Source organism: Amycolatopsis samaneae (assembly GCF_039541975.1).
GTDB lineage: Bacteria > Actinomycetota > Actinomycetes > Mycobacteriales > Pseudonocardiaceae > Amycolatopsis > Amycolatopsis samaneae.
The window spans coordinates 167,270-180,894 of record NZ_BAABHG010000015.1 but is presented as its reverse complement, the minus strand read 5'-3'; the positions used below and the strand labels follow the sequence as shown (position 1 = coordinate 180,894).

Below are 13,625 nucleotides of genomic sequence, written 5' to 3'. Positions count from 1 at the left end.
GTCAGCTCCGATCGTGAACGGATGGAACGGCGGTGAGCCGGAGCGCGGCGGACGCGTCGCCACCAGCGGCCAGGGCGAGCACGTCGCCGCCTCCCCCGCCAGCGAGCCAGGAGATCCCCGCGACGCACTGCAGGACGCCGAGCGCGCCGGAACACTCGCCGAAGCGGGCGGTGAGATCGAGCGTGGCGGCAGCGCCGGGCGGTGGTTCCGCCGCACACCACAGGCCGACGCCCGATCCGCCGACCTCGGCCACGGCCTCCGCCGGCGTCGCCGCGCGGCAGTAGCCGCCCACCACCGCCGATCCCGCCGCGCCGCGCGCTGCGGAGAGCGCCGACGATTCGAGGACCAGCGCGGCCGCGCCGTCGAAGGGCACCGCCGAAACGAGCCGACGTCCGGCCGGGGTGTCCGGTTCCACACCGACCACCAGCACCCGGCCCGCTCGCCCGGCGGCGATCAGCAGCCGGGCCCAGTGCACCGCGTCGAGCCCGGACGTGGGCCCGTTGCACAGGGTCAGCCCCGGCCCGGTCAGCCCGAACCGGATAGCGAGCCAGGAGGCGATCACGTTGCTTGCCGCCGACGGCAGGCTCATCGGGCTGGTCGCGGCCGAGGTGCGCGCGGCGATCAGGTCCACGGTCTCGCACACGGTATCCACGTTGCCCAGATTCGAGCTGACGACCACCGCACCCCGCTCACCGTCGCCGGCGGTCGCAGCCGGGCCGAGCAGTCCGGCCGCAGTCAGCGCGTCCGCCGCGGCCCCCAGTGCCAGCCGGGTCGCCCGGTCCTTGTATCGCAGCCCCCGCCCGGTCAGCCGGGCCGCCGGGTCATCGGCGGTCACCTCCGCCGGGCACAACAAGGCAGCCGGACTGTCCACACCGGACATTGCGATACCCAGCCCGGTGACCACTGTGTCGGTACCGGCCATCTACGTCACCCGTTCCAGCACGGCCACGGCGTTGAGCCCGCCGAAACCGAAGGAATCGACCTGGGCCAGGCGCAGCAGCGGTGCAGGAACGGCGCTTCCCCTTGCCAGCCGCCAGCTCGCGACCGCGTCGATCGGGTCATCGAGACCGACCGTCGGCGGTACCAGCCCTGCGCGCATCGCACGCACCGCGATCACCAGGCTGTGCAGTCCGGAGGCGCCCGCGGTGTGTCCGGTGGCCGCCTTGATCGCGGTCAGGTGCGGGCTCGTGCCCGCCCCGCCGAACACCGCCGACACGGCGGCCGCCTCGGCCTCGTCGTTGAGCGGTGTACCGGTCCCGTGCAGCAGCACGAGATCGACGTCGCCGGGACCCACCCCGGCCCGGTCGTGCGCCTGCCTGATCACCCGCTCGATGCTCGCCGCGTCCGGGGCAGACGGATGGGTCGCGTCGCAGTTCAGCGCGACCCCGCGAACGCGGGCCTCCGGCACGGGGCCGTCCGTGCCCTCCTTGCCGAGCACGACAGCGACCGCACCGTCACCCTGCAGCATGCCGCGACGTGCCCGGTCGAACGGCCGGACCTGGTCGGGCGGTTCCTGGTAACACCGGTCGAGCAGGCCGTAGGTGCTTTCGGTGAGCGAATCGACACCGGCGACGATCACGGTCTCGGCCTCCCCGAGATCGACCAGATCGCATCCCATACCCAGGGCGTAGAGCGAGGCCGAGCACGCGTTGGCCACGGTGAAGGTGCGTTCCGCGCCGAACGCGCGGTGCAACGCCGTGCCGAAGTGCAGGTCCTCGACGTCGAACGGCGTGGCGTCACGCCAGCCGAGTTCGACCGAGCGCAGTTCCCGCAACGTCGTGCCGACGAGCACCGGAATCCCGCGCAGATCGGTGCCGAGCCCGGCACTGGCCGCGGCTTCCGCCACCGCGCGAAGCAGCCAGCGGGTCGCACGCAGCGGGATGTCGCCACCACCCGGCGGGCGGTCGTCGATCTCGTAGGCGTGCTGGGCGCGGTACCTGCTCCGGTCGAACGCGCGCAATTCGGCCAGCCCGCTCCGGCCGGCGCACACCGCGTCGAACAGCTCGCGGACGTTCCCGCCGATGCTGGACACCGCGCCCATCCCGGTGACGACCGTGCTCATGACGCGCCCGCCTGCTCCCTGGCCCGGCCCAGCATCACCACGGCGTTGTTCCCGCCGAAGGCCAGCGCGTTGTTCTGCACCACCCGCAGCCGCGCCCGCCGCGCCTGGTTCGGGACGCAGTCCAGCGCGCATTCGGGGTCCGGGGTCACGTGGTTGATCGTGGGCGGGATGAACTCCTCCGCGATGGCCAGCGCGCACGCCGCCGACGCGAGCGCGCTCGCCGCGCCCATCGCGTGCCCGATCATCGATTTGATCGAGACCGTGCGCGGCGCCTCCCTGCCGAAGACCTGGTGGATGGCGCCCGCCTCGGTGACGTCATTGGCACGGGTGCCGGTGCCGTGGGCGGAGATCAGGTCCACCTCCGCCGGGGAGACCCCGGCGTTGCGGTGCGCGATCCTGATACAGCGCGCGATACTGTCCTCATCCGGGGCGACGGCATGGAAGGCGTCGCAGTTCAGCCCGTAGCCGAGCACTTCGGCGTAGATCCGGGCACCGCGCGCGAGCGCCGAGTCGATGGTCTCCATCAGCAGGATGCCCGCGCCCTCACCGGTGAGAATGCCCTTCCGGTCGGCGTCGAAAGGCTGGCAGACCTCGGGAGCGATCGTGCCGAGCCGGTAGAAACCGGTGAATGTCTTGCGGCACAACGCATCCGCGCCGCCACACAGTGCGACCTCCACATCGCCCTGGCGTAGCGCGTCGAATCCGTAACCCACGGCGTAGTTCCCCGCCGCGCATGCGGTCGGGATGCTGACCGCCTCGACGTCGGTCAGCTCCAGTTCGGCGGCAATCGACGAGGAGAGCCGCCCGGCGGGGACGCGCCGCGTCACCACCGGGTCGAACCGCTCCGGCCCGTCCGACAGCGCCACCTCGACCAACCCGTCCAGATCACGCGATTCCCCATCGGTGGTACCGACCGAGACCAGCGCCCGGCGCTCCCGTAGCCGCGACACCGGGAGCCTCGCGTCGGTCACGGCCATCCGCGCGGCCGCGACGGCGAACTGGCTGGCCCGCCCGAGTGAGTCGACGTCGAGCGTCTCGATCCATCTTCCCGGCCGGAAGCCGGTGACCTCGCAGGCGTTGCCGTGCGCGAACCCCGTGGTGTCGAACGCGGTGATCGGCCCGACCCCGCTGCGGCCGAGCCGCAGCCCGTCGCGGAAGTCGGCGACGCCCGTGCCGATACTGCTGATCACCCCGAGCCCGGTGATCACCACCCGCCGGGCCGCGGCACCGGCTCGCGTACTGCCCGCCATCACCCGCCGCCTAGTTCGCCGCGGCTTCTTCGACCACGGCACAGACGCCGTCCAGATTCACCATGCGGCTCATCTCGGCCTGGTCGATGGTGAGGTGAAAAGTCCGCTCCAGCACGGAAAGGATTTCGATGGCGCTCAGCGAATCGGCGTCGTGGTCCTCTTTGAACAGACTCGTCGAAGTGACCTCATCGGGCTCCAGTTCGAGAATGTCACAAACGAGTTCCTTGATCGTGTGACGCTGTTCGGCACCCAGTTTCGAGGTCGAATTCGTCGAGCGGGCCATTTCGCCTCCCGTACGCTGCGGAACGCGGCGCGTTCATCGCCGGCGACGGAAGAGTGCGGCGCGAGGCTATATTTCAGCTATACGGTTCACGGGGCGGTGTATTCCAGCAGGATGTCACCGGTCGCGCTTTCGGCCGCGATCCCGCGGCTCGCGGCGAGGTCCTGGCCGACCCCCACGGTCTGCCTGCCCGAGGTCACGCCGCGAAGCAGCCGGTAGCGATCCCCCGGCGGCACGGCAACGCGCACATCCCCCGATCCCGTCCTGGCGGCAACCCGCTCCGGCGGCAGGCCGAAGGACAGATCGATCGCACCGGTACCGGTGACCGCCTCGGCCGTGGACGCGGCCAGGTCCTCCCCGGTGATCCTGCCGGTGCGGGTGTGCGCGGTGAGCGAGCCCCGCGCGTTCGTCAAGGTCACATTCCCGGTCGTGGTGCTGACCGTGACGGCGGCCACGGTACCCCGGATCTGCACGTCGGCCAGCGACGTCGTCACCTCGATCGCCATTTCCCTCGGCACGCGTACCGTGTAGCGGGCCGCGCACTCGGTCGTGAAGGCCGCGCGCCAGGTCGGCTCGCCGGGGCAGTGCGCGCTCAGCCGCACCGTGCCCGCCGCACCGCTTTCCCGCACCGACGGCTTCCCATCGGTCCATTCCAGCCGCCGGTCGACCGACACCTCGCGAGTGTCCGACGCGATCAGCTGGACCTGGCCACGGTCGACGTCGAGCTGGATCCGCGCGGCCGGGGGGAAGGCCAGGTGCGTGCTCTCTTCGTGCAGCTCGGGCGACGCCAGCCACAGCCATCCCCCGGCGGCCCCGGCGAGCAGCACGAGCGCCGTCCACAACACGCCCGCCACGAGCCAGCCCCGGCTCACGTCCCCGACTCCAGGAACCGCAGGACCGCCAGCACCCGGCGATGGTCGGTATCGATCATCCCGAGCCCCAACTTGGTGAAGATGCTGTTGATGTGCTTGGCCACCGCGCTCTCGCTGATCACGAGCGCCGCCGCGACACCGGTGTTGGAGCGGCCTTCGGCCATCAGCGCGAGCACCTCCCGCTCACGCGCGGTCAGCCGACCGAGCGGGTCGTTGTCCCGGCGCACCAGCAACTGCGCGACGACCTCGGGATCGAGCGCGGTCCCGCCGTCGGCGACCCGGCGCAGTGCCGCCACGAACTCCGCGACGTCGGCGACGCGATCCTTCAGCAGATAGCCGACCTTGCTGGTCACCCCGGAAAGCAGTTCGGTCGCATAACGCTCCTCGACGTACTGCGAGAGCACGAGCACCGCCACGGACGGCCATTCACGCCGGATCACCAATGCCGCGCGCAGGCCTTCCTCGGACTGCCCCGGCGGCATCCGCACGTCGACGATGGCGAGGTCGGGCTGATGCTCCTCCACCGAGCGCAACAACGCCTCCGCGTCACCGCAGGTGTCGACCACCTCCAGCCCGGCCATGGTGAGAAGCCGGATCAGCCCCTCCCTGAGCAGCACGGAATCCTCGGCGATCACGATTCGCACGGTAGCTCCACACTCAGCCGCGTCGGCCCGCCACGCGGACTGTCCATTCGCAACATCCCATCGACGGACTCCACTCGCCGGGTCAGCCCGCGCAATCCGCTGCCCGCCCCCGGATCGGCGCCACCACGACCATCGTCTTCGATGACGAGGCGTAGCCGGTCCCCCTCTCGGTTCACCTCGACCCGCGCGGAGGACGCCTCCGCGTGCTTGGCGACGTTGGTGAGCGCCTCCGAAACCACGAAGTAGGCGACCGCCTCGACGGTGGGCGAAGGACGTTCGGCGATCTCCACCCGCAGCCGGACCGGAATCGGCATCCGCGCCGCGATACCGGACAGCGCGGCGTCGAGACCGCGATCGTTGAGCACCGCGGGATGCAGGCCACGCACGAAATCACGCAACTCGGCCAGCGCCTGCTTGGCCTCGTCGTGCACCTCGGCCAACAGCTCAGTGGCGGGTACCGGCAGATCCGTCAGCGTGCTACGGGCGATGCCCAGCTTCATCGCCAACGAGGTCAGCCGTTGCTGGGCACCGTCGTGCAGGTCCCGCTCGATGCGGCGCCGCTCGACATCCGCGGCGTCGACCACCTGCGCCCTGCTGGACAGCACGTGCCGCAGCCTGCTAGCCAGCGCGTCACTACGGCTCGGGCCGAGCAGCGCACCGGCCAGCGTGGCGTCGAGCGCGGCGAGTGCCCGCGCCGGCCACGGCGCCACGTAGAGCAGCGCCAAGCCGATCAGTGTGAACACCAGCAACGACGCCGGCGAACGCAGATCCCAGCCGTAGACGTTGACCTCGGGCAGCCACCACGCGTGCGCGAAGATCGTCGTCAGCGTGAACCCCGCGGACCACGTCGCCGTCACCACACCGAAGCCCAGCACTCCCAACGGAAACGCAAGCACGTGGTAGCAGAACTGGCGCCAGACGACGGCCGACCGCAACGCCGTCACCAGCCGCCGCCATCCCCACGGCCCCGGCACTCCGGCCGGCACGCCGATCCGCACCCCGAGCAGCCCCGCGAACCGGGCCCGCTGGACGGCGGCCAGTCCCTGTACACAGGAAAGCCAGCCGAGCCCGGCGAAAATTCCGAGCACCGCGGTGACCGCGAGCCCCACGCTCAACGCGGCGAGGCCGATGGACACGACGAAACCGGCGAGGCCCAATGGAAAGCCGACGAGCACGTGCATGGTTGCCCGCCACGACCGCCCCGCCCAGGGCGCGCCGAGCGCGGCCGGGTACCCGCTCGCCCCCTTCGATGCCACCCGATCACCGTAGAGAGCCTGCCCGGTCGCGCACAACTGAACCGGATGCCCGCTCGTAGCTGTACCTGGCACCACCACCGAAACGGAAACGAGCACTACTGACCGGACGGCGCCCCGGCGGCAGAGTGGTCACCATGATCTCCCGGATCGGACGCTTCTGCTTCCAGCGGCCCTGGCGGGTACTGCTGCTCCTCGCGATCGTGGTCACGGCCGGCGCGCTGAGCGCCGGACCGTTGTTCCGCCCGTCCACCAGCACCACCGACGTGGCGGGCCCCGAGTCGGCGGCAGGCCAGACCGTGGCCAAGAACAGCGCCGATCACGGCACCGTCCTCGTCGCGATCGTCGACCATGTCGACCCCTCGGCCGAGCAGGTCCGGACCGCGGTCGCGCGAGCGAGTTCCGACGTGCAAAAGATCACCGGCGTCGGCACCGTGGGCAAGCCCGCCCCGGCGACGGACTCGCGGGCGCTCGCCGTCACGGTCACCGTTGCCAAGCTCGACCGCAAGACCATGCAGGCCGTCACGACGCAGGCCGCGAACCGGATGCGCGAGCTGAGCACCGCGCTGCCCGGCACGACCGTGCGCATCGGCGGGCCGGACGTGCTGCGCGACGCCATCGACGACGCGACGCAGGACGACCTGACCCGGTTCGAACTGATCGCCCTGCCCAGCAGCCTCCTGCTGCTGATGCTGCTGCTGGGTGGTGTCCTCTCGGCGTTCCTCCCCGTGTTCGCCGGCGTCATGTCGATCACCGGCTCCTTCGTCATGCTGCTCGGCTTCAGCCTTTTCCTCGACATCGACTCGAACATCGTCAGCGTGATCACCGTGCTCGGCATCGGTCTGTCCATCGACTACGGGCTGTTGCTGGTGACGCGCTACCGCGAGGAGCTCGCGGAGGAGCACGAACGAACCGAAGCGATCTCGCGGACCTGGGACTCCGCGGGCCGGACGATCCTGTTCAGCGCGCTGACGGTCGCCGCAGCGCTGTCCGGGCTCCTGTTCTTCGACATGCCACGGCTGCAGGCCGTCGGTGCCGCCGGCGTCTCCGTGGCGGTGGTGGCGATGGTGGCCGCGCTGACCACGACGGCGGCGTTCCTGCGCCTGTTCCGGGTCAAGGCGAGCAAACGCGCACTCGCCCGGCGCGCGGCGGGCACCGCACCCAGCACCGACCGGGGGTTCTTCGCCGGGCTCGCGCGAGCCATCCAGCGGGTGCCGGTCCTCGTGGCAGGCGTCATCACCGCCGGTCTGCTGGCCGCCGCGTTGCCCCTGCTCGGCGCGAACCTCAAGATGCCGCAGCTGGCGGGCTTCCCGCGCACCATCGAAGCGGTCCAGGCCGCCGACGAGCTGGCGAACCGGTTCGGGGAGAGCTCCCACCCGGCGCTGACGGTGATCGCGCGGACCGCCCCGTCGGCACTCGACACCTGGGCGGCGCGCTGGCGTACCGACCCCGACGTCGCGAGGGTCGAGCCCGCACAGGCGATCGGCCATGGCGTGTCCTCGGTCAACCTCGCGGTCCACGGCGATTCCCAGGGCAGCACCGCACGCGACCTGGTGACCAAGGTCCGCGCCGACCGGCCCCCCGGTGCCGAATCGTGGGTCTCCGGGGACGCGGCGAACCTCGTGGACACGTTCAACGGCATCACCAGCGGCCTGCCCGGAGCGATCACAGCGCTGATACTGGCGACCCTGATCCTGTTGTTCCTGATGAGCGGGTCGATCGTGGTGCCGATCAAGGCGATCGTGATGAACATCCTCTCGCTCGGCGCGACCTTCGGGGTGCTGATCGCGGTGTTCCAGCACGGCTGGCTGTCCGGCCCGTTGGACACACTCACCATCGGCGGGCTGAGTCCCATCGCCATGGTGGTCACGTTCGCCTTCGCCTTCGCGGTCTCGATGGATTACGAGGTCTTCCTGATCTGCCGGATCAAGGAATACGTCGACGCCGGAGAGGACACCAACACCGCCGTCCGGCACGGTCTGCAACGCAGCGGCCGGGTGATCAGCTCGGCGGCGCTGCTCATGCTGGTCATCTTCGGCGCCTTCGGCTCGGCGAAGGTCGGCGACCTCGAGCAGCTCGGTATCGGCCTGTTCGTCGCGGTGCTGGTCGACGCGACGGTGGTGCGGTGCCTGCTGGTCCCGGCGACCATGACGCTGTTCGGCCGCTGGAACTGGTGGGCACCGGCCCCGCTCCGCGCGCTGCACCGGCGCTTCCACCTGACCGAGCACGACACCCGGCCCACGGCCGACGTCGGCTGAACTACGGATCTTTCCAGGGTTTCTCTTTCCAGGGTTTCGAGTCGTCCGTCACCACGGATGAAACACAACAACTGGAGGTAACGTGAACCACAGGACTGTCCGGCGCGCGCTCCTCGTGCTCCCGGCGCTCACGGCCGCAGGCCTGGCGCTGGCGACGATGCCGGCGACAGCCCAGCAACTGGCCACTTCGGCGAGTTGTGCCACCCTCAGCGTGCCGGCGGACATCACGCCGGCGCTCGGCCCGACCGCCAGCCCGATCACCGCGACGGGCACGGGCGGCACGGCCGCCTGTTCCGGCACGGTGGACGGCGCGGCCATCGACTCCTCGGTGCCCGCGGTGTTCAACCTCACCGCGTCCAGCCCCTCGTCCAGCTGTGCGGACGTCGGCGGCGGCACCGGCAAGTTCGGCCTCGACGTCACCGACAAGGCCGGGACGCACCACTCGATCGCAGGCTCGTTCAGCTGGAAGGCCGGTAACCAGGGGGCGATCACGCTCACCGGCCAGCTGGCGGCGTCGGGCGGACTGCGCCCGATCACCGGCAACTGCACGACCGCGCCACTCAGCCGTGCCTCGTTCGATCTCACCAACGGCACCGTGAACGTCTAGCGGGCCGCCTCCCCCCAAAGGTCCGCCCCATCGGCCTTGCCCCGCCCACACCCGCGGGGCAAGGCCACCCCTTTCGTGCCACCCGAACTATCGGAAAATTATAGACATTACGGCGACGGTCGCCCCATGGCGTACAGCCGCACCTGGCGACCTCTGGAGATCACGGCAGCAGGACTCGACGTCGAACCGGCACCGGGTGGTCTGCTCCGCAGGCTCACCACCGCCCCCGACCTGCCGGCGCGTCTCGCCAAGGAGAAGGCGATCATCTTCCGCGGATTCGCGATGACCCGCTCCGCGCTCGGCCCGGTCGCCGCGGCGCTGCTGCCCGAAGGGCCGCTGCGGCTCCGGTCGACCGAGCACCACCCCCGGTGCACGCTCCTGCCGGTCAACGAGGGTGATCCGCTCAGACAGCCGGCACCACGGCTCCTGCTGGCCGCCGAACAAGCGGCCACCCACGGTGGCGCGATCATGCTCACCGACTGCGCGGAGTGGTTCCGTTCGCTCGACCCCGTCGTGCGCAGGACCTTCGCGAACGGCATCTGTTACACCGAGAACCTGCATGACGGACTCGGCGCCGGCGAAACCTGGCAGGAGCGATTCGGCACCACCGACCGTGCGCACGTGGAGTCCTGGCTGGACGAGGACGAGGTCAGCTGGTGCTGGACCTCGGACGGCCTGCGGATCAGCTATCTCCATCCCGCGAGCATGCGCCATCCGCTGACCGGCGACGAGGTCTGGCAAGTACCGTCGCCGTGCCGCCTGCCCGCCACCGGCGAACCGGCCGGGCTGCCCGCCGGACTGGTGGCGGAGGACGAGCTCCCGTTGTCGGCGAGCCACTCCGACGGATCCCTCATCCCCGCCGAGGTACTGGCCCACATCGCCGATCAGGGGGCCCTTGCCACCACCGACCTGGCACTGCGGCCCGGCGATCTCCTGCTGGTGGACAACATCCTTCTCGCACACGGCCGTCGCCCGTTCCTCGGCGACCGCCGGATCGTGCTCGCATTGACTCGCCGAGGTCGGGTCTCCCTTCCCCGGCATCTCTTCCGAAAGGCCCGAGCATGCTTCCGTTCGTCATCGAACGCGCCACCGCCGACCCGGCGCTGACCGAATTCCTGACCACCAGGCGCGCCGCGGTCCGCGAAGTGCTGACCCACCACGGCGCGGTGCTGCTGCGTTCCTTCGACGTCGAGGGGACCGGGGAATTCGAGCGCGTGGTACGAGCGCTGTCCGGCGCGCCACTCGACTACACGGAACGGTCCTCACCGCGGACCAGGCTGAGCGGCAACGTCTACACCTCGACCGACTATCCACCGGCCGAGGAGATCTTCCTGCACAACGAGAACTCCTACCAGGCTCGCTGGCCGCGGACGCTCTACTTCCACTGCGCCGAGCCGCCGGAGACCGGCGGGGCGACCCCGCTCGCCGACATCAGGCGGGTACACGACGCGATCGACTCGCGGGTCCGTGCCGAATTCGCCCGGCGACGCTGGATGGTGGTCCGGAACTTCCATCCCGGCTTCGGCACGCGATGGGACACCGCCTTCGGCACGGCCGACCGTGACGCCGTCGACGAGTACTGCGAACGGAACGGGCTGACGACCGAATGGCTGGACGGCGGCGGCCTGCGGACCCGCGCGGTGCGGGACGCGATCCACCGGCATCCGGTCACCGGTGCGCCCGTGTGGTTCAACCACGTGGCGTTCTTCCACAACACCACGCAGCCCGAGGACGTGCGCGACGGGCTGCTCGAACTGTTCGACGAGGCGAACCTGCCGACGAACACCTACTTCGGCGACGGCGGCCGGATCCCCGACGAGGTCGTGGAGCATCTGCGTTCGTGCTACCGCGCGGCGCGGGTGCGCTTCGACTACCACCGCGGTGACGTACTGGTGGTCGACAACATGCGCGCCGCGCACGGGCGGGAGCCGTTCACCGGGCCGCGACGGGTCGCCGTCGCCATGGCTGAACCATCGACGGCCGATCCGTCGGGCGACTGAGTCGCCGGGCAGCCGAGGATCCACGCGGGGATCGGGCGAGGATCAGGTGAAAGCGACAAGCCGCCTAGGCGTCCACCGGCCGCAGACACAGGCCGGAGCCGGGCGGCAGGCCGACGGCCACCTCGAGTTCGGAGATCGCCCGGGACAACTTCCCCGCGACGGTCCCCAGCCCCAGTGTCGCCGCCTGTCTGGCCAGCGCGCGCAGCGCACCGCGCTCGGCCTCGAACCAGCTGGCCGGGCTGGCCGCCACCTCGCAGGACGGAAGGCCGACCACCTTCGGTCCCCACTCACCGTACCCGGTGTTGTCCCGCGCCGCGTCGGCCAGCAACATCCACGCGTCGAGTGCTCTGCCGAACGCGGCCCGGCGCTCCTCCGCGATGTCCATTTCGGACGCCAGCTCCCTCCCGGCCAGTTTGACCAGTTCGTGGAACCGGAACCTCGGTGGCCATGAGCTGTCGCCCGACACCTCGATCAGGCGCTCGTCGACGAGCCGCTCCGCGACTTCCTCACCCGCGGCGTAGGGAACGCCGAGCACCACGGCGACCGCCCAGCATGGGAAGTCGGGTACGTTGAGCAGCGCCAGCCGGCGGAAAGCGAGCTGCTCCCGAGTGTCCAGCCTGGCGTATCCCTTGCGCACGCCACCGCGCACGTCCAGAATGCCGGTCTGCAATTCGTCGAGCCGGTGCCGGTAGGACAGCCGTGCCGCCATCCGGCCGAGCGACCAGTGCCACCGGCGCGCCAGCCTGGCCCCCATGATGGACACGGCGAGCGGGAGCCCACCGCACAACCGCACTATCCGCGTCGCGGCGTCGGGCTCCTCGGTCACCCGGTCGGCACCGATGATCGCACCTAGCATCTCGAGGCACCGGTCCTCGGGCAGCAACGGCACCTCGATCAGCACACCACCGTCCAGCGCGGCCATCCGAGGCCGGGCCGTGACGATCGCGCGGCACTGAGTGCCCCGCGGCAGCAGCACGTGGACCTGCTCCTCGGTCTCCGCGTTGTCGAGCACCACTAGCAGCCTGCGTCCGGCGAGTTCCCGCCAGTACAGCCGGATCCGCTCGCTCAGTGACTCCGGGATCGCCGCTTCGCCCACCCCCAGCGCGCGCAGGAAGCCGTGCAGGACGATCGCGGGTTCGACCGGATCGGACAGTGCGCCGCCGAGGTCAGCGTAGAGCTGGCCGTCCGGGTACTGCGGTGCGAGCTCCCGCGCCGCGTGCACGGCCAGCGCGGTCTTCCCCACCCCGGCCATTCCGGTCAGGACCGGGAACCGGCCGTGGTCCAGCGACACTCTCCGATCCGCGGTCAGCAGCCTGTCGATCGCCGCGAGTTCCGCCTCCCGCCCGCACAGCACAGGCGCCTCGGCGGGCAGCATCGCCGGACCTGGACGGAACGGAGTCATCGGCGCGACCACCACCGGGCGTGACCGCTGCGCCGGTACCGGCGAGTCGGCCAGCACGTCCCGGTATGCGCTGGTGAGATCATGCCCCGGGTCACAGCCCAGCTGATCGGCAAGGATCCGCCTGCCCTCGTGAAAGGTCGCGAGTGCGTCGGCCTGCCGGTCCGTGCGGTGCAGAGCGATCATCAACTGCGCGCGAAAGTGCTCTCGCAGTGGGTGCGCGGCGACCAGCCCGGTCAGCTCGGGCACCAGTTCGCCCTGCCTGTCGAGCTGGAGATCGGCCTCGATCCGGGCGTCCAGCGCGGCCAGGCGAGCCTCTTCGAGCCGGTAGCGATGGGCCTCGACGAGGAATTCCGTGGCGTCACTCAGCGCCGGTCCACGCCAACAGGCCAGCGCCGCCCGCAGATTCGTGCTCGCCTCCGCGAAACGCTGGTCGTCGAGCGCTTCACGGCCGACGCGCACCTTGGCCTCGAAACGGTGGTAATCGAATTCACCACGTTCGTACTTCATCAGATACCCGGGTGCCCGCCGCACGAACTCAGCCGAATCGCCCAGCCGTTTGCGCAGCCGGGACACATAAGTGTAGATCTGCGCGTTCACCGTCGCGGGCGGATTCTCACCCCAGAGCAACTCGCTCAGCTGCGCATCGGAAAGCACCCTTCCATCGGCGAGCAGCAGGGCTGCCAGCATTGTCCGCTGCTTCGCGCCATCCAGGTCTATCTCTCCGTCTGCGGAGCACACTTCGATCGGCCCGAGAATGCGGAACTCCATCCATCCCCCTAGCTCGAAATCACATTTGCCGAGGAGAATGCGTGACAACCAGCCCGATGCCGCTATTTCCGCGAAAGCGTCGAGTTCCGCGGAAAACGCCGAGTCGTGAGCGTGAAACGATTTACCGTCCCACGAACTCCAGCAGTCGCCCGGACTACCGCAACAGCACCCCTCCCCGAAGCGCCCACACCGATACGGAGTGTACACCGAAACATGATCAGCAGGCATG

The 13,625-nt window shown here is 70.3% G+C and carries 12 protein-coding genes; 4 read left to right on the top strand and 8 right to left on the bottom strand.

Annotation, left to right across the window (positions count from 1 at the left end):
* Position 1 precedes the first annotated feature (1 nt).
* The 7 genes from ABD987_RS34165 to ABD987_RS34135 form a co-directional block, all read right to left on the bottom strand.
* Positions 2-922, bottom strand: coding sequence for a beta-ketoacyl synthase N-terminal-like domain-containing protein (locus ABD987_RS34165; RefSeq protein WP_345403785.1), 921 nt, complete (start codon positions 920-922; stop codon positions 2-4).
* Positions 923-2,062, bottom strand: a complete 1,140-nt coding sequence (locus tag ABD987_RS34160; RefSeq protein ID WP_345403782.1) for a beta-ketoacyl synthase N-terminal-like domain-containing protein — start codon at positions 2,060-2,062, stop codon at positions 923-925.
* Positions 2,059-3,312 (bottom strand): beta-ketoacyl-[acyl-carrier-protein] synthase family protein, encoded by a 1,254-nt coding sequence (locus tag ABD987_RS34155; protein WP_345403779.1) that lies wholly within the window; start codon positions 3,310-3,312, stop codon positions 2,059-2,061. The genes ABD987_RS34160 and ABD987_RS34155 overlap by 4 nt, the downstream gene beginning before the upstream one ends.
* Positions 3,313-3,322: 10 nt before the next feature.
* A complete protein-coding gene (locus ABD987_RS34150) occupies positions 3,323-3,595 on the bottom strand; it encodes an acyl carrier protein (RefSeq protein ID WP_345403776.1) in 273 nt (90 codons plus the stop codon).
* Positions 3,596-3,681: 86 nt separating this feature from the next.
* Positions 3,682-4,464, bottom strand: a complete 783-nt coding sequence (locus ABD987_RS34145) for a DUF4097 family beta strand repeat-containing protein (protein WP_345403773.1) — start codon at positions 4,462-4,464, stop codon at positions 3,682-3,684.
* Positions 4,461-5,108, bottom strand: a complete 648-nt coding sequence (locus ABD987_RS34140) for a response regulator (RefSeq protein ID WP_345403770.1) — start codon at positions 5,106-5,108, stop codon at positions 4,461-4,463. The genes ABD987_RS34145 and ABD987_RS34140 overlap by 4 nt, the downstream gene beginning before the upstream one ends.
* The gene (locus ABD987_RS34135; RefSeq protein WP_345403767.1) at positions 5,096-6,364 is read right to left on the bottom strand and encodes a sensor histidine kinase; all 1,269 of its coding nucleotides are present in this window, start codon (positions 6,362-6,364) and stop codon (positions 5,096-5,098) included. The genes ABD987_RS34140 and ABD987_RS34135 overlap by 13 nt, the downstream gene beginning before the upstream one ends.
* Before the next feature lie 134 nt (positions 6,365-6,498).
* Between ABD987_RS34135 and ABD987_RS34130 the strand changes: the two genes are divergently transcribed.
* The 4 genes from ABD987_RS34130 to ABD987_RS34115 all read left to right on the top strand — a co-directional run bounded on the left by ABD987_RS34130 (position 6,499) and on the right by ABD987_RS34115 (position 11,226).
* Complete coding sequence (locus tag ABD987_RS34130; protein WP_345403764.1) at positions 6,499-8,619, top strand: MMPL family transporter; 2,121 nt, start codon at positions 6,499-6,501, stop codon at positions 8,617-8,619.
* A gap of 82 nt (positions 8,620-8,701) precedes the next feature.
* Complete coding sequence (locus ABD987_RS34125) at positions 8,702-9,226, top strand: hypothetical protein (protein WP_345403761.1); 525 nt, start codon at positions 8,702-8,704, stop codon at positions 9,224-9,226.
* A gap of 126 nt (positions 9,227-9,352) precedes the next feature.
* Positions 9,353-10,333 carry a TauD/TfdA family dioxygenase gene (locus ABD987_RS34120; protein WP_345403758.1) on the top strand — a complete coding sequence of 327 codons (981 nt, stop codon included), beginning with the start codon at positions 9,353-9,355 and terminating at the stop codon, positions 10,331-10,333.
* A complete protein-coding gene (locus ABD987_RS34115) occupies positions 10,288-11,226 on the top strand; it encodes a TauD/TfdA family dioxygenase (RefSeq protein ID WP_345403755.1) in 939 nt (312 codons plus the stop codon). Before ABD987_RS34120 ends, ABD987_RS34115 begins: the two co-directional genes overlap by 46 nt.
* Positions 11,227-11,290: 64 nt before the next feature.
* Here ABD987_RS34115 and ABD987_RS34110 read toward each other — a convergent pair whose 3' ends face one another.
* Complete coding sequence (locus tag ABD987_RS34110) at positions 11,291-13,396, bottom strand: AfsR/SARP family transcriptional regulator (protein ID WP_345403752.1); 2,106 nt, start codon at positions 13,394-13,396, stop codon at positions 11,291-11,293.
* Positions 13,397-13,625 lie beyond the last annotated feature (229 nt).